We start from the raw sequence: 20,807 nt of genomic DNA, 5'->3' as shown, positions 1-20,807 counted from the left end.
TGCTCGTATATATGATTGACAAAAGGCGTTGTTTCTGAAAAAATTTAGTTAATGAAAGTTTTGGCAAAAATTTGAGGTGAAGAAAATGATTTCGGATAAAATTAAATTAACGGCGAAAGATATTTTAGAAAAAGAATTTAAAACAGGTATGAGAGGTTATCAGCAAGAAGAAGTAGATAAGTTTCTTGATATGATTATTAAAGATTATGAAGCTTTTCATAAGGAATTTGATCAATTAAAACAACAAAATGCTCGTTTGAAACGTGAATTAGAAGAACAGAAAGTAGCGGCAACACAAGTTCCGCAACAACCGGTACAAGCACCAGTTGCACAACCAGTATATAACAATACGAATACGGATATTTTAAAACGTCTATCTAATTTAGAAAAAGCTGTATTTGGAAGCAAGTTATACGAATAATTTAAGGTAACAAAAAGGTTAAAGCATTTTACATAGAAAAAAACATTGCAAAATCTTTTTGTTTCCACTATACTAATGTTTGTCATAACGTTTGGGTAATCGCTGCAACGCCAACGTTGTAGAGGAAAGTCCATGCTCGCACGGCCTGAGATGGTCGTAGTGTTCGTGCCTAGCCAAGTCATAAGCTAGGGTATTCTGGCTGTGAGGCTAGTTTAACGGCAGGGAAAAAACCTAAGTCCTTTCGGATATGGTTTGACTACCTTTAAAGTGCCACAGTGACGAAGTCCTTGAAGAAATGATAGGAGTGGAACGAGGTAAACCCCACGAGCGAGAAACCCAAATAATGGTAGGGGAATCTTTCCTAAGGAAATGAACGATGGGAAAGGACAGGTTTTCGTAACCTGTAGATAGATGATTACCACCGGAGTACGAGGCGTGGGCCGTTTGCAGTACAAAGGAACAGAACATGGCTTACAGAACGTTATGAACCAACTATGAAATAACTCAGCTCTCCTTTGTTAGAGGAGGGCTTTTTATTTGTATGAAGTTATAAATAGTGAGTTAAAATGGTAAATGAGAAGATTCTTCGTAATATGTAATAATTAATAGGACAACATGTTATTAATTATTGTTTGATTATACATAAGAGGTGAATGCAAATGGGAAAAGTTACTTTAATTGCAACAGCGGCAATGGGTATTGAAGCGTTAGTTGCCCGAGAAGTTCGCGATCTTGGTTACGAATGTGAAGTGGAAAACGGAAAGGTAACGTTTGAAGCGGATGAAAAAGCGATTTGTCGTACGAATTTATGGTTACGTACTGCGGACCGTGTGAAAATTAAAGTCGGTGAATTTAAAGCAACGACATTCGATGAGTTATTTGAAAAAACAAAAGCGTTAAACTGGGGAGATTATATTCCAGAGAACGGAGAATTCCCTGTTATCGGAAAATCTTTGAAATCAACATTATTTAGTGTATCAGACTGCCAACGTATTGTTAAAAAGGCTGTCGTTGAGAAATTAAAAACAACATATAGACGTACAACATGGTTTGAAGAAGATGGTCCGTTATTCCGTATTGAGATTGCAATGTTGAAAGATATTGCAACGTTAACAATTGATGCGAGTGGTGTAGGTCTTCATAAACGTGGGTACCGTCTTGAGCAAGGTGAAGCGCCTTTAAAAGAAACATTAGCCGCGTCTTTAATTAAGTTAACAAACTGGAAGCCGGATCGTCCTTTCGTTGATCCTTTCTGTGGATCTGGAACAATTCCAATTGAAGCTGCATTAATTGGACAAAATATCGCACCAGGATTTAACCGAGGCTTTGCATCGGATGAATGGGGCTGGGTTGGTAAACAAAATTGGCGCGAAGCTCGTCAAGAAGCTGAAGATTTAGCAAATTATGATCAACCATTGCAAATTATTGGATCAGATATCGATCACCGTATGATAAGAGTTGCCCAAGATAACGCAGAAGAAGTTGGATTAGGGGATCTTATATCATTTAAACAAATGCAAGTAAAAGATTTCACGACAAAAGAGGATTATGGCTATGTTGTAACGAATCCTCCATACGGAGAACGTTTAAGTGAAAGAGCGCTTGTTGAAAAATTATATAAAGAAATGGGAGAGGTATTCCGCCCATTAGATACGTGGTCAATGTATTTATTAACAAGTTATGAAGCATTTGAGAAGTGTTACGGAAAAGATGCATCGAAGAAGCGTAAGTTGTTTAACGGCTTTATCCGTACAGATTACTACCAATACTTCGGAAAACGTCCACCGCGTAACTCATAGTATAAAACTCCTCCGGCGCGCATATACTGGCTATTATGTAATGCGTAAAAGGAGGAAGCGATATGGATGGTTTCCAATTATCAATGATTCAAAAGGCTATTCACCGTACGTATGATGAGCTCGGAAAAGAAGTGGATAGTCACGGCGTAATTGCGGATGAAATACAAAAAGCGCAGGAAGAGTATTTATCGGCACTGTCACATGAAACAGCGATTGATAAACGGTATTTAAAGTCATTAATATAGAAAAAAATTTTCCTTTTTCGAAAGGAAAATTTTTTTCGTGTATTTTTATGTATCACAACAGGGGGAAAGCAACTGCGCGCGTATGAGTAGCAGTTGCTATATCTTTTTATAGAAAAACTTTTTGGTTGGAGGCTAAGGATGTTTACTGAGAAGAGGTTACCATTTGAAGTAGGAAAACAAGATAATTTTTATGATAAGTTGAATGAGTGGATTGGAGATGTATTTTACGACATCCTTCCGGAAAAAGGCTTCGAAGAACGTGATGAGCAAATTTTTATGGCGTTTCAGTTAGAACGTGCTTTCCAAGAGAAGAAAGTTATGTTTGCAGAGGCGGGAGTAGGAACAGGGAAAACAATTGTATATCTTCTATATGCAATTTGTTACGCGCGTTATACTGGAAAACCGGCTATTATCGCTTGCGCAGATGAAACGTTAATTGAGCAGCTTGTGAAAGAAGAAGGAGACATTGCTAAGTTATCTGAAGCATTAGGACTATCTGTTGATGTTAGACTTGCGAAATCAATGGATAATTATTTATGTTTACGTAAACTTGAAGATGTTATGAGTGGACGAGCTCCAGAAGTAATTGAAGATGTATATTACGAATTACCTCAGTTCGTATTCGATCATGGTACGATGCAAAACTTTACTCACTATGGTGATCGAAAAGAATTTCCACTATTAAATGACGAGGAATGGTCAAAAGTAAACTGGGATTACTTCCAAGATTGCTTCACTTGTGATTCTCGTCATCGTTGTGGTCAAACACTTTCTCGTGAACACTATCGTAAAGCTGCAGATCTAATTATTTGTTCTCAAGACTTCTATATGGATCATATTTGGACGTATGATGCTCGTAAACGTGAAGGGCAAATTCCGTTATTACCTGAAAGTAGCTGTGTTGTATTCGATGAAGGACATCTTGTGGAGTATGCAGCGCAAAAAGCTTTAACATATCGTTTAAAGCAAACAATGATGGAACAACTTTTAACGAGATTGTTACAAAACGATATTCGTGAAGAGTTTGCACATTTAGTAGAAGAAACAATTTGGCAAACTGAACGATTCTTTGAGGTACTACAAGAGAATAAAAAGGAAATTGAAGGTTCTGATCGTTTAGAAATTACTGTAACGGAAAAGGTAACTGCTGAAGCGAATAGACTTTATGCAAAAATCGGTGAGGTTGGTGACGCATTAGTATTTGAAAGTGAAATGCATACAGTAAACACATACGATTTAAATATCGTTGATGAGCATTTAGATGTGTTAGAGCACTCACTTCGTCTTTTCATGCACGAGAAAAATGTAATTACGTGGGGTGAAGAAGGTGATGGTGCCTTTACGTTAGTTATTATGCCGCGTGCAGTTGAAGAAGTGTTACAAGAAAAAGTATTCTCGAAGAAGATTCCGTATATTTTCTCTTCTGCGACATTATCGGACAACGATTCGTTCGCATTTACTGCAAATAGTCTAGGGGTAAAAGATTACTTATCATTCTCAGTTGCTTCGCCGTTTGATTATGAAGAGCAAATGACAGTAAATTTACTTCCGTGTGCGGAAGTAAATGAATGGGAAAGAAAGTGTCAATATACACTTGAAAATATACAAAAAACAAATGGACGTACACTCGTATTATTCCGTACAACGCAAGAACTTGCAGCGTTTAAAGAATATGTAAGTAAAGAGCAAATGTCAGTTCCGTTCCTATATGAAGGAGATCAAGAAATTAGTCAGCTCGTTTCTCGTTTCCAAAATGAAGAAGAGACTGTACTTTGTGCCGTTCATTTATGGGAAGGTTTAGACATTCCAGGTTCATCATTATCACATGTTATTATTTGGTCATTACCATTCCCTCCAAACGATCCTGTGTTTGAGGCGAAGCGTAAACATGTAAATGATCCATTCTGGGACGTAGATGTGCCTTATATGATTTTACGTCTTCGTCAAGGAATTGGACGTTTAATTCGTACAAGTGAAGATAAAGGTGCTATATCATTATTCTTATCAGAAAGTGAAGATGAAAAAGTGATAGAAGCAGTGAAGAAAGTGCTTCCGGTAGAAGGAAAAGTACTATAAGTGAAAAAATATTTGTTATAGGAAAAAGCTTGGCGCTTGCCAAGCTTTTTTTCTATTAGAAAAGGAATTTATGTTTTAATGTCGAAATAATTTTGAGGTAGAAAAAGGAGGTTTTTTATACTATGACAGTTGCTACACATGAAGTAGAAAAACAATTTTTAGCATATGTGAAGAAGATAGGGAATTATGGGGAAGCATTAAGTTTAATGTTTTGGGATTTAAGAACAGGTGCACCAAAGCAAGGTGTAGACCAGCGTTCAGAAGTAATTGGAATGCTTTCATCCGAAGTGTTTGTAATGTCAACTTCAGATGAGATGGGGAACTATTTAACTGAACTAGAATCATTAATTGCTGAAAATAAACTTTCTGAAACGACAAAGAAAATGGTTGAAGAGTGTCGTAAAGAATATGACAGAAATAAGAAAATTCCACAAGCGGAATATGAAGAGTATGTGAAATTAGAAGCGAAAGCGGAAAGTGTATGGGAAGAAGCTCGCGAAAAATCTGACTTCGAAATGTTCCGTCCGTATTTAGAAAAAATTGTTGAATTCAAAAAGAAGTTTATTACATATTGGGGTTACGAAACGTATAAATATAATACACTATTAGACATGTATGAGCCAGGAATCACAGTAGAAGTATTAGATCATGTATTTGGTCAATTGCGTGAACGGATCGTTCCGCTTGTAAAAGAAATTTCTGAGTCTAAAAAAGAACTGAAAACAAATTCTTTATCCGAACATTTTTCAAAAGAACAACAAAAGAACTTTACTTTAGAGTTATTGAAACAGTTGAATTATAACTTTGAAGCGGGTCGTCTTGATGAAACGGTACATCCTTTTGAAATTACATTAAATAGAGGAGATGTTCGTATTACGACTCGCTATGATGAGAAAGACTTCCGTATGGCTGTTTTCGGCACGATTCATGAATGTGGTCATGCTGTATATGAACAAAACATTGCAGAGGAATTAGAAGGTACACCGCTTTGCAGTGGAACATCTATGGGTATTCACGAATCACAATCGTTATTCTTTGAAAACTTTATCGGCCGTAATAAATCATTCTGGAAGAAAAATTATGATTTATTAAAACAATATAGCGATGGTCAATTTGATGATATATCAGTGGATGAGTTTTATGATGCGATTAACGAATCGAAGCCGTCATTCATTCGTATAGAAGCAGATGAGCTTACATATCCGCTTCACGTTATGGTTCGCTATGAGCTGGAGAAAGAATTATTTGATGGCACACTGCAAGTAAAGGAGTTACCAGCAGCATGGAATGATAAGATGGAAACGTATTTAGGAATTTGTCCGGAAAACGATGCGCAAGGTGTATTACAAGACGTTCACTGGGCTGGTGGCTCATTTGGCTATTTCCCATCTTATGCGCTTGGTTATATGTATGCAGCGCAATTTAAACAGAGGATGTTAAAAGATATTCCGAACTTTGATGCATTATTAGAAGATGGAAACGTGACACCAATTCGTGAATGGTTAACAGAGAATATTCACCAATATGGTAAAACGAAGAAGCCGCTTGAAATTTTAGAAGATGTGACTGGTGAAGGTTTAAATGCAAACTATTTAGCTGATTATTTAGAAGCGAAGTATAAAGAAATTTATGAGTTATAAAAAAAGAGCTGCTTAATTGCAGCTTTTTTTTTTGAAAGGGGAGCGTAGTGATGGGATATGTTTTTACAGTAATGACGCAAAAGGAAGCAGAAGAAATTGCACACAACTGGCATTATGAAGGGGAGTATTCTTTTTATAATATGGAGGCAGATCAAGAAGATTTAGCTGAGTTTTTAAATGGTGAGATGAGGGAAGATCATACATTTTCGGTGAAGGAAAACGATACTATAATTGGTTTCTTTAGCTTTTGTAAAATAAATAATCGAACGGTTGATATGGGACTTGGAATGAGACCTGATATAACTGGCAATGGATTTGGTTTAAAGTTCGTAAACGCTGGACTAGATTTTAGTCAAGAAAAATACGGCTGTAATTATATAGCATTATCAGTAGCGATATTTAATGAAAGAGCAATTAAAGTATATAAAAGGGCAGGATTTGAAGCAGTTGGGACGTTTATTCAGAAAACAAATGGCGGTTGTTTTGAGTTTTTGAAAATGAACTATCTATGTAAAAATGATTAAAAAACAGAAGGAACTCTTCTGTTTTTTATTTTGGTGTTAAAAGTAGAAATAAATGATGTTTGTTTTTATACTTGGTGTAATTTGAAGTTTTGAAATTTTGGAAGAGGGTGTGTATGATTGAACTTAAGTAGCAAATAGCAAGTTTAGCAAGGAGAGATAACATGATTACAATTAAAACGAAAAATGAAATAGATTTGATGCATGAATCTGGGAAGTTACTTGCTTCATGTCATAGAGAAATTGCCAAAATGATGAAACCAGGTATAACTACAAAAGAAATTGATACGTTTGTAGAAATGTATTTAAAAAAGCATGGTGCAATATCTGAACAGAAAGGTTACAACGGGTATCCGTACGCGATATGTGCGTCTGTAAACGATGAAATGTGTCACGGATTTCCTAGTGATGTACTTTTACAGGAAGGAGATATTGTAACAATTGATATGGTAGTAAACTTAAATGGTGCTCTCTCAGATTCTGCATGGACGTATATAATAGGGGATATTTCTGATGAAGCAAAAAGGCTATTGTTAGTAGCTGAGGGTGCTTTGTATAAAGGAATTGATCAGGCGGTAATCGGTAATCATGTAGGAGATATTGGCTATGCAATTGAAAGTTATGTAGATGCGGAAGGTTTTTCTGTTGCAAGAGATTTTACGGGACATGGGATTGGTAAAGAGATTCATGAAGAACCAGCAATTTTTCATTTTGGGAAGCCAGGACAAGGACCAGAATTACAAGAAGGAATGGTAATTACAATTGAACCGATTGTAAATGTAGGTATGCGATATTCTAAAGTAGATTTAAACGGATGGACTGCACGAACGATGGATGGGAAATTATCTGCTCAATATGAGCATACAATTGTAATTACAAAAGATGGGCCAGTCATCTTAACGACGCAGTAATAAGAAATGTAAGAGTTTACAAAACTCGAACAAAAATAGTATTTTTATAAAATTCGTACGTGTTTTTTTGATAAATGCTTTTCAAAGTATAAAAAGTGCGTTATAATCCTTCTATAAAATAAATAGTTAGCTACACTCATATAATCGCGGGGATATGGCCTGCAAGTTTCTACCGAAGTACCGTAAATACTTTGACTATGAGTGAGGACGAATATATTTGCTTGTTTAGCATTCTTTTTTGCAAAACTCCAAAAGCACGTCTCTCACTTGTAACGAGTGGTGGCGGCTTTTGGAGTTTTTTTATTGCATAAGAGGGGGAACAAACATGAAAGTATTACAAGAAAAGATTTTGAACGAAGGAAAGGTTTTATCTGGTGATGTATTAAAGGTAGATGCATTTTTAAATCATCAAATTGATCCAGTACTTATGCAAGAAATCGGAAAAGAATTTGCTAAACGTTTTAAAGAAGATAACATTACAAAAATCGTGACGATTGAATCTTCTGGCATTGCACCAGCAGTTATGGCTGCTTTAGAGCTTGGTGTAAAAGTGATTTTTGCAAGAAAGCGTAAATCGTTAACGTTACAAGATAATATGTATGTTGCGAAAGTATACTCATTTACAAAACAAGAAACGAACGAAATTTCATTATCTCGAAATCATATCGATGAAAATGATCGCGTGTTAATCATTGATGACTTTTTAGCAAACGGTCAGGCTGCTTTAGGTTTGATGAGCTTAGTAGAGCAAGCTGGGGCAAGTATTGCGGGAATTGGAATTGTTATTGAAAAAGCATTTCAAGATGGAGGAAAGAAACTGCGTGAACAGGGTGTTCGTGTTGAATCACTAGCAGAAATTGCATCACTTGATAACGGCACAGTTACATTTGTACAGCAAGAAACTGCGGAGGTGAACTAACAATGAAGCAGCACCCATTTAAAATCGCATCGCTTGGTATTCAGCACATGCTTGCCATGTATGCTGGCGCAATTATTGTTCCGCTTATTGTCGGCGGGGGACTTGGTTTAAATCAACAAGAATTAACGTATTTAGTATCAATTGACTTATTAATGTGTGGCGTTGCAACGATTTTACAAGCACTATCAAATCGCTTTTTCGGTATCGGGCTTCCGGTTGTACTTGGTTGTACATTTACAGCTGTTGGACCGATGATTGCAATTGGTAAACAATACGGTGTGTCCTCTATATATGGAGCAATTATTGCTGCGGGATTATTTGTTGTTATTTTTGCGAAATTATTTGGGAAGCTTGTAAAACTCTTTCCTCCTGTTGTAACAGGATCTGTCGTTACAGTCATTGGGGTTACACTTGTTCCAGCAGCTATTAATGATATGGCTGGAGGAGTAGGAAGTAAAGATTTTGGAAGTCTTGAAAATTTAGCACTAGCATTTGGGGTTTTATTATTTATCATCATTATGTATCGTTTCTTTGACGGATTTATCCGTTCAATCTCTATATTACTGGGTCTTTTGTTCGGTACAATCGTTGCAGCATTTATGGGGAAAGTAAGTTTGCAAGCGGTTGGAGAAGCGGATTGGTTCCACGGTATTCAGCCATTTTACTTCGGTACACCAACATTTGAATTAACACCAATTATTACGATGATTCTCGTTGCTTGCGTAGGGATTGTGGAAGCAACAGGTGTATATTTTGCATTATCTGATATTTGCAATAAAAAGATTGGTGAAAAAGAATTAACAAAAGGTTATCGTGCAGAAGGATTAGCAATGATATTAGGCGGTATTTTCAACGCTTTTCCGTATACAACATACTCTCAAAACGTAGGTCTTGTTCAATTAACTGGAGTAAGAAATCGCGTTATTATTTATACTTGTGGTGGTATGTTAATCGCTCTTGGATTTATTCCTAAAATCGCAGCGATTACAACAATTATTCCGAAATCAGTACTTGGCGGTGCGATGTTAGCAATGTTCGGCATGGTAATGGCTTATGGCATTAAAATGTTAAGTAGTGTTGATTTTGGAAAACAAGAAAATTTATTAATTGTTGCATGTTCTGTCGGAATCGGGCTTGGTGTTACAGTTGTTCCAACGTTATTCTCGCAGCTGCCTGAAAGCATTCGTATTTTAACAGATAACGGAATTGTACTTGGAAGTGCATCAGCAGTTCTGTTAAATATCGTGTTTAATATGGTACCGCAGCGTAAAGTGAAAGTAAAAGAAGAGCCAGTCTCTATGCAAAGTGCAGTAAGAGAAGCATAAAAAAGCAAGGTCTCATTATGAGACCTTGCTTTTCTTTTTAAGTGGCATCATCTTTCCGTATGTACCCAAGCGCCATATATATTCAAGTGGCCCGTATTGGTAACGAGAAAGCCACCAATGGCTAACAAAGATTTGTAATGTGTAGAACCCGATGCAAAATAGTGGTCCAACCCATAATGGAGCAGGATAATAATTTTTCAAAATTAAGCCGAATACAATTAACGTAATAATTGTATGTGAAATATAGTTTGTTAATGCCATTCGTCCGACATATTGGAACGGGCGTAATATCTTTTGCCATCTTTCTTTTTGTAATAAACGCATCAGTGTGAAAATGTAGAAGATAAATAATGTTTTTCCGCTAAACATTGTAAAGGCTTGCATATAAAATGGTTCATAAGATGGTTTTGATAAGAAGTAACGGACCATGAAGAACCACATTGGTAATGTCAAAATGAACATAATGATTTGCCACTTTTTAAGTTTTGGATCTAACTCTTTTACACGGCGGAAAATATCTTTTTTGCCAGCGTATAAACCAAGTAAAAATAGCCCAACTGTTTCTGGGAGCATGAATACATTTAGTCCAATTCCTTCAGAATAAAATGCATGGAAACGATTTTGTATTTGTGACATCCAATCTTCAAGTGGCATGATCGGTAAGGAAAATCCTAACTCTGCCTTTGGTACTAAGGCAACCACTATACTAGCGATTAGCATGAAAAATTGAAAAACACTTAGTAAAACTAAAGCCCATATTAAAATAGTACGAGGCTCTCTCTTATAAAATAAGAATAAGAAAAATCCAGCGATGGCATAACTATGTAGGATGTCTCCGTCCCATAAAAGAACGTAATGCAAGAAACCAAATAGTAATAAAATGAGTAGGCGGCGAACAAATAAAGTTTTCGGACGATCTGTTTTCGCCTCAGCACGATTCATAAAGATATAGAAACCTAATCCGAATAAAAATGAAAAAATAGTATAAAACTTCGTTTGAATAAACATGTCATAAAATAAGCGAATATAGCTGTCTAATCCCTCGTAAACGCCTGAAATGTCTCGAGAGTCAACACCAGCGATAACTGGCCAGTTAACAAGAAAAATACCAAGTACAGCTATGCCTCTAATAATATCGATGGAGTGTATCCTATCGCCTTGCGAAAGATTTTGTGTCATTATTTTCCTCCTTGATAAGTAATTTCCTTTTATTATACAAAATGTAAGATGGCGGAGCTAGGGGAGATTTCCAATTTTTAAAACTGTTAAGATGTGTATTATGAGATATAATAAGAGTGCACAACAAGTTTTAAACTTCTTTAAAACAGGCAGTAAAGCTCCTTTTCCCGAAGGAGCTTTCTTTTTTAGAAAATTGTTGATAATGATTCTCTTTAATGATAAAATATATTCAAAAGTGATAATCATTATCAAAAAAGGTTGGTGTGTTAATATGGTATATGCACTTGTTGCAGGAACGGTTGCTATATATGTTGGTGTTACAAAGTATGTATTAAATGGAGTAGGAACAACAAAATGAACGATATGACATAAAATCCCTTTCATTTCTAAAAAGAATGAAAGGGATTTTTTATTTTTGATGAGAATATGCTGAAAATTTAGTATGATAATAAAGTGAAACTTTAATCAGTGAGGAGGTTCATCTCCTGCTGATTAATAGCCCGCATCACTTGGGCTTTTACTGCCCATAAATAGTGGGATAAAGTATATACATCTTGGATAAAGGGGAACAAGGGGATGACAAACATAGTACAGACAAACGGTATGAAAAAACTTGTTTGTTTTTATGAAGAGTGGCAAAAACACGGCGATACGGAAAATAGTTTGAAATTGTTTGAGGTGATTCAAAAATATAAACAAGAACAGCTTATGATAGCTTTCTGTGGTCATTTTTCTGCGGGAAAATCGACAATGATGAATCACCTATATAAAGCGCAATTATTACCGACAAGCCCGATTCCAACGAGTGCTAACGTTGTTAAAATTGAAAGAGGATCTGATCGCGTTGTTGTAACGATTAAGTCTGGAGAACAGTATGAATATGACGGTGCATATTCAGCAGAAGAATTAAAACAAATTTGTAAAGATGGTGATGAAGTAATTGGTGTTCATATTTATCGAAATGATGCGCCAATTCCTGATGGGGTTATGTTAGTTGATACACCAGGAATTGATTCTACGGATGATGCCCACCAATTAGCAACAGAATCAACTTTGCATCTTGCAGACGTTATTTTTTACATGATGGATTATAATCATGTCCAATCAGAAGTGAACTTACAGTTTGTTAAAGAATTGAAACAACGTAATAAAACGGTTTATCTCGTTGTAAACCAAATAGATAAACATAAAGAAAATGAACTATCGTTTGAAGATTATAGAGATAGTGTAAAACAATCCTTTTCTAACTGGGATATTGAAGTAGATGGTATTTTTTATACATCATTGCGAATGATGAATCATCCATACAATGAGATTCAAAGTTTAGAGACATTAATCTCTTCTATTATGAAAGACAAAGAGCAGTATGTAAGAAAGGGAATGGAGCGAGAAACAGAACATTTACTGCAAGAACATTGCTCGTTCATTCTTTCTGAAAATGAAAAACATCTCATGAAATATGAAGAAGAGTTAACATCACCACTGTCACTTTCAGAGATAGTTGAAAAAAAGGAAGAGTTAACTGAAAATAAACATCGCGCGGTTAGTAAAGAATCTGATGTGAGAAATGAATTTATAAAAGGTTTACAAGCTATATTAGATAACGCGTATTTAATGCCATTTGAAATGAGAGAGCTGGCGAATGAGTATTTAGAAACGAAATTAACGAAGTTTAAAATTGGTTTGTTATTTGCGAAAGGAAAGACGGAGCAAGAAAAACAGAGACGTGTAGATGCTTTTTATTCTGCTCTTCAAAAGACTGTTGAAACGCAACTTGATTTTCATGTGAAAGAATTTATTGTAGCCTTCTTAAAAGAAGAAGGGTTATTTACAGAGGAAATCGGGAAAGACATATATGCTTTAGAAATTGCTTTCGGACCAGAAGTGTTGGCTGAAACAATTAAACAAGGGGCTGGATTTACAGGCGATTACTTACTTCTTTATACTGCTGATGTTGCAAATGAGTTGAAGAAAAGATACTTTATGAAATCTCAGCAAATTTTTGAAAAAAGTACGGGTGCACTGCAGAAGAAAGTGAAGATAGAGATTGCTCGTATTGAAGAAGAAATTGAAAAATACACGATGTTACAAACGGCGAAAGAAACGAAATTACAATACATTAAGACGTATGAGAAATATGAGGGCTATTTACAAGATGTTTGGTATGAACGTGTTTCTACACCAGATGGATTGCGAATAGACGAAATATTACAAAGTGAAAAACAAATCGTTAGTGAGAAGTTTACTCTACAAGAGCAAGAAAGCATAAATGATAACGTAACGGTTAGTGAGGAAGAGATTAAAGGAACGGCAACATTAAATATCCAGCGCATACTAGAAAAAGTGAAGAAGGCTGAAACAATATTAGAGCCATTGCCTACACTTAAACATTTACAGCAAGAAGTAGTTAGTAAAAGACAGCGCGTGGAAACGAAGCAATTTACAGTAGCGTTATTTGGAGCTTTTAGTGCAGGGAAATCATCATTTGCCAATGCATTACTTGGTGAAAAGGTACTTCCTGTATCACCAAATCCAACGACAGCAACAATTAATCAAATTTTGCCGGTTACAAAAGAAAAGCCGCATGGAACGGTAATTGTTCAGTTTAAGTCCGAGCAAGCGCTATTAGAAGATATGAAAGCTGTTTATAAAATGTTTCATTATGAAATTGCTACGCTAGAAGAAGCGTTAATACAAATTGATAAAATTATGAAATACCCTTCACCAAGCGGGAAGCAAAAAACAACATTTAGCTTTTTACGAGCGGTACAAAAAGGATATGAGGCAGTTGCTACTCATCTAGGGGAACAAGTACAAGTCACGTTAGAAGAGTTCTCTGATTATGTAGCTAATGAAGAAAAATCATGTTTTGTTGAGTATATGGAGCTTTATTACGATTGTGCTTTAACAAGGCAAGGAGTAGCTCTTGTAGATACACCAGGAGCTGATTCTATTAATGCCCGCCATACGGATGTTGCATTCCAGTATATTAAAAATGCGGATGCTATTTTATTTGTAACATACTATAATCATGTTTTCTCTCGTGCAGATCGTGAGTTTTTAATCCAGCTTGGTCGTGTAAAGGATACGTTTGCACTTGATAAAATGTTCTTCCTAATTAATGCAGCCGATTTAGCACAATCTGAAGAAGAACTTGAAATGGTAAAAGGTTATATTGCGGATCAGCTTTTACAATACGGTATTAGAAATCCACGTTTATTTGCAATTTCAAGTTTATGTGCGCTTGAAGAAAAACAAGGGAAAAGTATTGAAAAAGAAAAGTATGGTATTTTACAAAACTCTGGGATTGCTAAGTTTGAAGAATCATTTACGTCCTTTATGATGAGGGATTTAATGCTTGTGTCTGTGCATGCTTTATACGGAGCATTGCAAGGTGCAAATCAGCTTCTTGTAAATATGATAAATGGCGCGAAGCAGGGAAATGATGAGAAGGAGAAGCAAACAAAAAAATATGAAGCAGAGCGTGATCAACTACTTCATATTATTTCATCATATAGTGTACTTGCTGAAGAGCAAGCAATGCAAAATGAAGTGAAAGAATTGCTTTATTACGTGCAACAACGTCTATTTTTACGCTATAACGATGTATTTACTGAATTTATTAATCCGGCGTCGCTTCGAACAGATGGGAATGTAAAAGCACAGTTGCAACAGTGTGTAATGGAATTAGTTTCATTTATTCAACATGATTTATTACAAGAAATGCGTGCGACATCATTACGTCTTGAAAAATGGATAGATGAAGCGATGAAGCGTGCAAAGGATGAAATTGTTGTGAACTGCAAAGTAGAAAATGAATCGATTTCTATGAGTGGAACAGTGGATTATGAATATAAAGTTATTACACATAAAGAGCCGTTTCCTTCAATAGAAATTAAGGATTTCAAAAAGGCATTAGCGCATTTTAAAAATGAGAAAAGCTTTTTTGAAAAAAATGATAAAGCTTTTATGCAAGAAGACGCTAAAGGAGTGCTAGAACCTTTCGTATCAAACTATGTAGCTGATGAAGAAGGATTATTCGTTCATCATTATAAGCAAGAGTGGGATGCAAAATGGAACTTATTCCAAAAAGTGATGCAGCAAGATATTGAGAATTATTATGAAAGTATATTATTCGCTTTAGCTGAAACAATTGATGTAACACTATATGAACAAAGTAAAGAGCAACTACAAAAGCAGTTAGTAGAAATTGAAAAAGAAATTTATATTATATAGTCGTTATGAAAAAAAGATTCGTTCAATTTTCTTTTGTAGTACAGTATCTAGAGATTTTACGAACCCTGCAAATTCATCAGTAGAAATCATATGGGTAAGAACTAATCGTCTGCCGTCTGGTGTTTCACCGCATAAGACGAATGAAGAAAATTCATATGTTTTGTTTTCTACTACTAATTTTGGATAGGAATATGTGTCGCTCTTCTTTTTCTTTCCATCAATGGAGATGACGTTGCATTTTTTCTCATTGTTGTCCATGGTGAATCCCTCCTTTCTATTACTTATGGTAGACAAGGAGGGATTAGAACAATAGAGAAGGGAGAATTTTTATGTCTGTTGTAATAGAGCGTATTTCGAAAGAAGCTATACCGAAATCTTTATTGCTCCTTGCTGATCCAAGTGAACGTCAAATTGATGCATATGTGCAAAGAGGACTTATGTATGTAGCTAAACAAGAGGAAAGAGTTATCGGTGTCTATGTGCTTTTGGAAACAAGACCAAAGACAATGGAAATTATGAATATTGCGATTGTAGAACATATGCAAGGAAAAGGTATTGGTAAGAAGTTATTGTTGCATGCAATAGAAACTGCTAAAGAATATAATATGTACAAGCTTGAAGTTGGTACAGGTAATTCTAGCGTTTCACAACTTGCGTTATATCAAAAATGTGGATTTCGGATTTTTTCTATTGATTTTGATTACTTTTCGAAGCATTATGAAGAAGAGATTATTGAAAATGGAATTGTATGTCGTGATATGATTCGGCTTGCAATGGAATTAAACAAATAAGTATAAATTATTTAGGGGGAAAGAGAAGATGGAAGTACATAAAGCAATTACAGCACATTCTCGTAAACAAAATGAAATTGTAAAAACATTTTTGCAATTAGATGCGCAACGTGAAGCAGCAATAGAGGCTGCAATCGCACTTGCATCAAATGGAAAACATTTCTCAGTTGATGCAATAAATATGGTAACAAAGCAAATTAATGACCTTGCAAAACGCGGCGTTGCACCGCAGCGTAAACTTGTTACAGCAGATATGGTTATGGAGTATGTAGATCGCACGCAAGAGAAAGAAGGGCGTTAAGGATGATTGTTACAGTCGAATGGTTGCGTGAGCATTTAGAAGATGAACATGTCCGTATAGTCGATTGTCGTTTTGATTTAGCGAATCCAAATTGGGGTAAAGAGAAGTATGAGGAAGAACATATTCCACATGCACTATATTTTGATTTAAATTTAGATTTATCAAGTCCTGTAATTGAGCATGGTGGTCGTCATCCATTACCAAATGTAGAGCAGCTTGCAGACAAACTTTCACAAGCTGGAATTGATGAACATACAACGGTGATTGCGTATGATAGTCAAGCTGGTGCAATGGCTTCTCGTTTATGGTGGTTATTAAACTATGTAGGACATGAGAAAGTATATATACTAGATGGCGGGTTTCCTGCTTGGAAAGAGAATGGATTACATACAACAACGGAAATTCCTGTTGTTGCACGAAAAACATTCAAAGCAAACATACAAGATAATATGCTTGTAACGATGGAAACGGTCAGAGAGAATATTCATGCAGGTGCAGATATTACGTTAATTGATTCTAGAGAGCCAAAACGTTATGCTGGTGTAGAAGAACTCGTTGATTCGAAGGCAGGGCATATTCCGACAGCAGTAAACTATTTTTGGAAAGATGGAATTCTAGAATCAGGACAATTTAAAAATGAGGTTGAGCAACAAGAACGTTTCAAAAATCTTTCGAAAGATAAGGAAACAATTGTATATTGTGGCTCTGGTGTTACAGCATGTCCGAACATAGTTGCATTAAAATTAGCTGGTTTTCAAAATGTTAAATTGTATGCAGGTAGCTGGAGTGATTGGATTTCTTATCCAGAAAATCAAATTGCAAAAGAAGAAGATTAACCACTTGCATGCAAAAATAATTTGTATTAAAATAAGGTCACAAGCAAGAGATTGCTTGAAAAATATTATATTTTACACATTGGAAACAATGTGATAATATAACGACAAGTAAATAATACATCCTGCGGTGTACGTAACTTATTTATGTCTAAAACCGATGTTAGTTATACGGAAGCTCAATATTTAGCGACCATTATCAAGCCTTCCTTGTGGAGGAAGATATACGGTAACTGTGAGGGCATCCACCTGCGAGTAGCGGGTTTTTGGACATTTACGAGGGACGGCACGTGCGGGGGTCTTATTTCAACTAACATTATATAAAATTCCTACGGTGTACGTAGCTTGTGTATGTCTTAAACCAATAAGTATAATACGGAAGTTCAATATTTAAATGTAGATAGCAGGCCATCTTTTTAAGAAGGAAGTTACAAACATTTGTGAGAACATCCACCTGTGAGAGCAGGTTTATGGACATCTATAGATAACGGCATATGTGGGTCTATATAAAAAACCTTACGTTTTATACGTAAGGTTTTTATTTTTTGTTCGTTAATTTTTGCAATATGTGTTCAATTAATTTATGTAGTCGAACGTTGAGCAGGATATGTATTAGTGTACTACATTAGAATTAGTTGTTGTAATAAGGAAAAGTTTCCATACAAAGTGTTGACATCTATTTTAAATAAGAGTAACATTTTCTATGTAATTAAAATAAGTCTCTGTTAGGTGAGGCTCCTGTATAGAGAAATGCTACTGCCCAAAAATGTCGAGAGACGCCAATGGGTCAACAGGAATGATCGAATTAAGGTTTTTCTTAACGTAGCTGGTAATGTACCTATGCTATACAGTGCTAAAACTCGACGAGGGAGAGGTCCATAGATTTCTAATTATATTAGGAATCGTTTATTTGTGCATGTAATGACCTTTGCTCTCTTATGAGTGGGGTCTTTTTTGTTACCATGCTATGAGTAATTTCATAGTATAGATTATAACTATAAAATAAACGAGGAGGTGAGGAACATGTCAAATTCTGACTCGGTTCCGTTACCCATATACTTCAAATCAAAATTATATGATGTAGGCAGGAAACGACTTGTTCCTCCCTCTATATTTATCACAATGTAGCGTTTATTCGAGTAGTTGAGCGCTAGACACTTTCACGGTAAAGTGGATAAATTGAGAAACAAAGCGTTTCTTCCTATGTTATAAAGGAGGAGACGATAATATGTTATATGCAAATAAAACTGTGGGTAACACGTCATATAAACCAAGTAAAAAACCAATGAAAGAACAAATAATGCTCCAAAAAAATAAAGATTTATTAATTGAAATTGCAACAAGAGATGTAAAATCTGTATTTGCGTATTTTAAAACAACAAGAGACGGACTATCTGTGAAAGAAGCACAGAAACGTATTCAAGTATACGGTCGAAATGAATTAATTTCAAAAAGAGCGCTTCTTGCAGAAGTGATGATGAAGCTAAGTGGAATGATTCCAGGTTTTTCAAAACAAAATGTGAATGATGAATTACAATGTGAAACAGTTACTGTTTCTAGAGTAGCAGGCTGTAACGTAACAGGGCTAAACAATGAATTGAAAATGATGAAGCTACCAGTACAAGAGCTTGTACCTGGAGATATGATTTTTCTTTCCGAAGGTGATACAGTACCGGCAGATGTACGTATTATTTATGCAAATGATTTATTAGTAAATGAATCTGTGCTGACAGGAAACGATGCGAGTATTGAGAAATTTGAAAGTTGCTATCATATTGAACGTAAACGATTTATTCCATTAAAACGGATGAAAGACTATAATCCACTGGAGCTTGAAAATGTTTGTTTCAAAGGCACGTATATTGTTGGTGGCAATGCAAAGGCTGTCGTTGTTTCGACAGGTAAAAATACGTATTCAGGAATACTTCATACTTGTTGTGGTAGAACGTCTTAATGTGTTAATGATGCTAAATATATAAAAACAATGTATAATAGACAAAGTTGAACAAAAACGTAGAATGGTAATCTATTTATATAACCTTACGTGATAACGTGAGGTTATTATTTTTTGTTAGTAGGAGAGGAATTATGAAAAAAGTATTGTTAGTTGATGGTATGGCACTATTATTTCGTGCTTTTTACGCAACAAGTGTCTATGGACAATTTATGAAACGACAAGATGGTACCCCGACGAATGGGATTCATGGTTATATGAAGCATTTATTAACAGCAACACAAGCAATCAAACCAACGCACATTGTAACGTGCTGGGATATGGGAAGTACGACATTTAGAACGGAATCGTTCTCGAATTATAAAGCGAATCGTGCAGCACCGCCAGAGGAATTAATTCCGCAATTTGATTTAGTGCAAGAAATGACTGCGAAATTATCTATGCCTGTCATCGGTATGAAAGGTTACGAAGCGGATGATTGTATCGGTACGCTTGCAAAACAATATTGCAATGAAGCGGAAGTTTATATTTTGACAGGTGATACAGATTTACTTCAACTTGTTGATACGAATGTTACAGTTATGCTTCTTCGTAAAGGAATTGGAAATTACGAGTATTACACACCAGAGAAAATCATGGAAGAGAAAGGTGTAGAACCTTGGCAAATTGTTCATGCGAAAGCTTTTATGGGAGATACAAGTGATAATTATCCGGGTGTAAAAGGTATTGGTGAAAAAACAGCGTATAAGCTTATTCAAGAACACGGAACAGTATCAGCTGTACTAGAAAATATAGCATCATTAACAAAAGCGCAGCGCACAAAAATTGAAAGTGATTTGGAGAACTTAAATATCTCTTTACAATTAGCGCAAATTCATTGTGAAGTTCCAATTACATGCTCGTTAGAAGAAGGGTTACACACAATGGATGAAGAAAAGCTACGATTCGTTTGCAACGAAATGAATTGGGGAAGACCTGAAATATTAATTAATATGCTTTAAAGAGTAAAGAAAGGTAGATCAAATATATTTTTGATCTACCTTTCTTTTTTGTTCACAAAGTTGTCAGAAAATAAACTCGGTTTTCATATGAAGTTCAAATAGATTTCACAACAATCAATTATTATAAGAACACACAGATAATTCCTTATCTTTTATATAAACCATCCCCCAAGGAGGAAAATGAAAATGCGAAAAAAAGTGAGAAAATCCTTTAAACAATTATTAATAGAAAATAAACAATCCCTACTAACTAATAAAGAAAATATGAGAGAGATTGAAGAACGGATTGAGAAACGCCATGTAGCATATAGTGGCTCCAATAATTAAATAAAATAAAAAAAGATAGTCTATAAAGGCTATCTTTTTTTATTTTATATTCAAAAAAATCTATTTCCTTTATAGATTTAATAAATATGCAAGGTATATTTATAGTGTTTTTCTATCAATATTTCCCATTTTTCGAGGTTGAAATCGGTATATACCAATTATTGGGATTTTCTATTCAAAATATTACAAAAAATGTTACAATACACTCAAATTTATAATATAAAATCATTTTAATATGAAAAAATGGAATGAAAAGAAGGGAGAGGAATATGAATAAAGATGTCGCTTTGAAATGATTATTATCATCATTTCATTAGGAGTTGATGTA

At 35.2% G+C, this 20,807-nt stretch carries 19 protein-coding genes, 3 other RNA genes and 2 riboswitches; of the genes, 20 read left to right on the top strand and 2 right to left on the bottom strand.

All coding sequences use genetic code 11. From position 1 onward, the window contains the following. Positions 1-85 precede the first annotated feature (85 nt). From gpsB to pbuX, 10 genes are all read left to right on the top strand, one after another. A complete protein-coding gene (gene gpsB, locus ACTFQM_RS07625; protein WP_070141555.1) occupies positions 86-421 on the top strand; it encodes a cell division regulator GpsB in 336 nt (111 codons plus the stop codon). Between the two features lie 87 nt (positions 422-508). Continuing rightward, positions 509-900: RNase P RNA component class B (rnpB, locus tag ACTFQM_RS07620), an RNA gene on the top strand. 180 nt (positions 901-1,080) lie between these two features. Next, a complete protein-coding gene (locus ACTFQM_RS07615) occupies positions 1,081-2,220 on the top strand; it encodes a THUMP domain-containing class I SAM-dependent RNA methyltransferase (RefSeq protein WP_002171204.1) in 1,140 nt (379 codons plus the stop codon). Positions 2,221-2,282: 62 nt separating this feature from the next. Then, positions 2,283-2,465: a DUF3921 domain-containing protein gene (locus ACTFQM_RS07610; protein WP_002171205.1), complete on the top strand. Its 183-nt coding sequence runs from the start codon at positions 2,283-2,285 to the stop codon at positions 2,463-2,465. Between the two features lie 138 nt (positions 2,466-2,603). Further along, the gene (locus ACTFQM_RS07605) at positions 2,604-4,541 is read left to right on the top strand and encodes an ATP-dependent DNA helicase (protein ID WP_002171206.1); all 1,938 of its coding nucleotides are present in this window, start codon (positions 2,604-2,606) and stop codon (positions 4,539-4,541) included. 122 nt (positions 4,542-4,663) lie between these two features. Further along, positions 4,664-6,181 (top strand): carboxypeptidase, encoded by a 1,518-nt coding sequence (ypwA, locus tag ACTFQM_RS07600; protein ID WP_048373232.1) that lies wholly within the window; start codon positions 4,664-4,666, stop codon positions 6,179-6,181. Between the two features lie 50 nt (positions 6,182-6,231). Beyond that, on the top strand, positions 6,232-6,705 hold the full coding sequence (locus tag ACTFQM_RS07595) for a GNAT family N-acetyltransferase (RefSeq protein WP_440033962.1): 474 nt from the start codon (positions 6,232-6,234) through the stop codon (positions 6,703-6,705). Between the two features lie 161 nt (positions 6,706-6,866). After that, on the top strand, positions 6,867-7,613 hold the full coding sequence (locus tag ACTFQM_RS07590) for a type I methionyl aminopeptidase (RefSeq protein ID WP_265621184.1): 747 nt from the start codon (positions 6,867-6,869) through the stop codon (positions 7,611-7,613). A 116-nt stretch (positions 7,614-7,729) separates the two neighbouring features. Continuing rightward, a riboswitch (purine riboswitch) is annotated at positions 7,730-7,831 on the top strand. 107 nt (positions 7,832-7,938) lie between these two features. Further along, complete coding sequence (locus ACTFQM_RS07585; RefSeq protein WP_002171210.1) at positions 7,939-8,532, top strand: xanthine phosphoribosyltransferase; 594 nt, start codon at positions 7,939-7,941, stop codon at positions 8,530-8,532. A 2-nt stretch (positions 8,533-8,534) separates the two neighbouring features. Continuing rightward, complete coding sequence (gene pbuX / locus ACTFQM_RS07580; RefSeq protein WP_265621182.1) at positions 8,535-9,857, top strand: xanthine permease PbuX; 1,323 nt, start codon at positions 8,535-8,537, stop codon at positions 9,855-9,857. 15 nt (positions 9,858-9,872) lie between these two features. Here the strand turns inward: pbuX and ACTFQM_RS07575 are convergent, their stop codons facing one another. Further along, positions 9,873-11,036: a DUF418 domain-containing protein gene (locus ACTFQM_RS07575; protein ID WP_327917270.1), complete on the bottom strand. Its 1,164-nt coding sequence runs from the start codon at positions 11,034-11,036 to the stop codon at positions 9,873-9,875. A 100-nt stretch (positions 11,037-11,136) separates the two neighbouring features. Between ACTFQM_RS07575 and ACTFQM_RS07570 the strand changes: the two genes are divergently transcribed. After that, a complete protein-coding gene (locus tag ACTFQM_RS07570; RefSeq protein ID WP_176547734.1) occupies positions 11,137-11,394 on the top strand; it encodes a hypothetical protein in 258 nt (85 codons plus the stop codon). Positions 11,395-11,612: 218 nt separating this feature from the next. Beyond that, the gene (locus ACTFQM_RS07565) at positions 11,613-15,272 is read left to right on the top strand and encodes a dynamin family protein (RefSeq protein ID WP_440033961.1); all 3,660 of its coding nucleotides are present in this window, start codon (positions 11,613-11,615) and stop codon (positions 15,270-15,272) included. 3 nt (positions 15,273-15,275) lie between these two features. On the opposite strand, the gene ACTFQM_RS07560 is transcribed toward ACTFQM_RS07565, so the two are convergent. Next, positions 15,276-15,530 (bottom strand): DUF3931 domain-containing protein, encoded by a 255-nt coding sequence (locus ACTFQM_RS07560; RefSeq protein WP_000369740.1) that lies wholly within the window; start codon positions 15,528-15,530, stop codon positions 15,276-15,278. 71 nt (positions 15,531-15,601) lie between these two features. Here ACTFQM_RS07560 and ACTFQM_RS07555 point away from each other — a divergent pair, with 71 nt between their 5' ends. The 8 genes from ACTFQM_RS07555 to ACTFQM_RS07520 all read left to right on the top strand — a co-directional run bounded on the left by ACTFQM_RS07555 (position 15,602) and on the right by ACTFQM_RS07520 (position 20,479). Then, entirely contained in the window at positions 15,602-16,063 is a 462-nt protein-coding gene (locus ACTFQM_RS07555) for a GNAT family N-acetyltransferase (protein WP_002171214.1), read from the top strand. 28 nt (positions 16,064-16,091) lie between these two features. Continuing rightward, a complete protein-coding gene (locus ACTFQM_RS07550) occupies positions 16,092-16,364 on the top strand; it encodes a DUF2533 family protein (protein WP_002171215.1) in 273 nt (90 codons plus the stop codon). A 2-nt stretch (positions 16,365-16,366) separates the two neighbouring features. After that, positions 16,367-17,200 (top strand): sulfurtransferase, encoded by an 834-nt coding sequence (locus tag ACTFQM_RS07545; RefSeq protein ID WP_440033960.1) that lies wholly within the window; start codon positions 16,367-16,369, stop codon positions 17,198-17,200. A 116-nt stretch (positions 17,201-17,316) separates the two neighbouring features. Next, a non-coding RNA gene (gene ssrS / locus ACTFQM_RS07540) (6S RNA) lies at positions 17,317-17,499 on the top strand. Positions 17,500-17,520: 21 nt separating this feature from the next. Next, positions 17,521-17,704, top strand: a non-coding RNA gene (gene ssrS, locus ACTFQM_RS07535) — 6S RNA. A gap of 207 nt (positions 17,705-17,911) precedes the next feature. Beyond that, positions 17,912-18,077, top strand: a riboswitch (M-box (ykoK) riboswitch). Between the two features lie 348 nt (positions 18,078-18,425). Further along, on the top strand, positions 18,426-19,151 hold the full coding sequence (locus ACTFQM_RS07530; protein WP_440033959.1) for a P-type ATPase: 726 nt from the start codon (positions 18,426-18,428) through the stop codon (positions 19,149-19,151). 134 nt (positions 19,152-19,285) lie between these two features. Further along, a complete protein-coding gene (locus ACTFQM_RS07525) occupies positions 19,286-20,152 on the top strand; it encodes a 5'-3' exonuclease (RefSeq protein WP_002171218.1) in 867 nt (288 codons plus the stop codon). A 186-nt stretch (positions 20,153-20,338) separates the two neighbouring features. Next, positions 20,339-20,479, top strand: a complete 141-nt coding sequence (locus ACTFQM_RS07520) for an FbpB family small basic protein (protein ID WP_071720988.1) — start codon at positions 20,339-20,341, stop codon at positions 20,477-20,479. The last annotated feature ends 328 nt before the right edge of the window (positions 20,480-20,807 follow it).

It is taken from the genome of Bacillus cereus group sp. MYBK30-2 (assembly GCF_051915945.1).
Lineage (GTDB): Bacteria > Bacillota > Bacilli > Bacillales > Bacillaceae_G > Bacillus_A > Bacillus_A paramycoides.
The sequence above is the reverse complement of the archived record's forward strand: the minus strand, read 5'-3'. Positions and strand labels throughout refer to the sequence as shown.

Bases quoted from the DNA above. Each gene is read 5' to 3' on its own strand.
- ACTFQM_RS07520 (WP_071720988.1), top strand. From the start codon at position 20,339: ATGCGAAAAAAAGTGAGAAAATCCTTTAAACAATTATTAATAGAAAAT.
- gpsB (WP_070141555.1), top strand. From the start codon at position 86: ATGATTTCGGATAAAATTAAATTAACGGCGAAAGATATTTTAGAAAAA.
- ACTFQM_RS07555 (WP_002171214.1), top strand. From the start codon at position 15,602: ATGTCTGTTGTAATAGAGCGTATTTCGAAAGAAGCTATACCGAAATCT.
- ACTFQM_RS07570 (WP_176547734.1), top strand. From the start codon at position 11,137: ATGAGATATAATAAGAGTGCACAACAAGTTTTAAACTTCTTTAAAACA.
- ACTFQM_RS07575 (WP_327917270.1), bottom strand. From the start codon at position 11,036: ATGACACAAAATCTTTCGCAAGGCGATAGGATACACTCCATCGATATT.
- ACTFQM_RS07550 (WP_002171215.1), top strand. From the start codon at position 16,092: ATGGAAGTACATAAAGCAATTACAGCACATTCTCGTAAACAAAATGAA.
- ACTFQM_RS07585 (WP_002171210.1), top strand. From the start codon at position 7,939: ATGAAAGTATTACAAGAAAAGATTTTGAACGAAGGAAAGGTTTTATCT.
- pbuX (WP_265621182.1), top strand. From the start codon at position 8,535: ATGAAGCAGCACCCATTTAAAATCGCATCGCTTGGTATTCAGCACATG.
- ACTFQM_RS07610 (WP_002171205.1), top strand. From the start codon at position 2,283: ATGGATGGTTTCCAATTATCAATGATTCAAAAGGCTATTCACCGTACG.
- ACTFQM_RS07595 (WP_440033962.1), top strand. From the start codon at position 6,232: ATGGGATATGTTTTTACAGTAATGACGCAAAAGGAAGCAGAAGAAATT.
- ypwA (WP_048373232.1), top strand. From the start codon at position 4,664: ATGACAGTTGCTACACATGAAGTAGAAAAACAATTTTTAGCATATGTG.
- ACTFQM_RS07545 (WP_440033960.1), top strand. From the start codon at position 16,367: ATGATTGTTACAGTCGAATGGTTGCGTGAGCATTTAGAAGATGAACAT.
- ACTFQM_RS07615 (WP_002171204.1), top strand. From the start codon at position 1,081: ATGGGAAAAGTTACTTTAATTGCAACAGCGGCAATGGGTATTGAAGCG.
- ACTFQM_RS07525 (WP_002171218.1), top strand. From the start codon at position 19,286: ATGAAAAAAGTATTGTTAGTTGATGGTATGGCACTATTATTTCGTGCT.
- ACTFQM_RS07565 (WP_440033961.1), top strand. From the start codon at position 11,613: ATGACAAACATAGTACAGACAAACGGTATGAAAAAACTTGTTTGTTTT.
- ACTFQM_RS07560 (WP_000369740.1), bottom strand. From the start codon at position 15,530: ATGGACAACAATGAGAAAAAATGCAACGTCATCTCCATTGATGGAAAG.
- ACTFQM_RS07590 (WP_265621184.1), top strand. From the start codon at position 6,867: ATGATTACAATTAAAACGAAAAATGAAATAGATTTGATGCATGAATCT.
- ACTFQM_RS07530 (WP_440033959.1), top strand. From the start codon at position 18,426: ATGTTATATGCAAATAAAACTGTGGGTAACACGTCATATAAACCAAGT.
- ACTFQM_RS07605 (WP_002171206.1), top strand. From the start codon at position 2,604: ATGTTTACTGAGAAGAGGTTACCATTTGAAGTAGGAAAACAAGATAAT.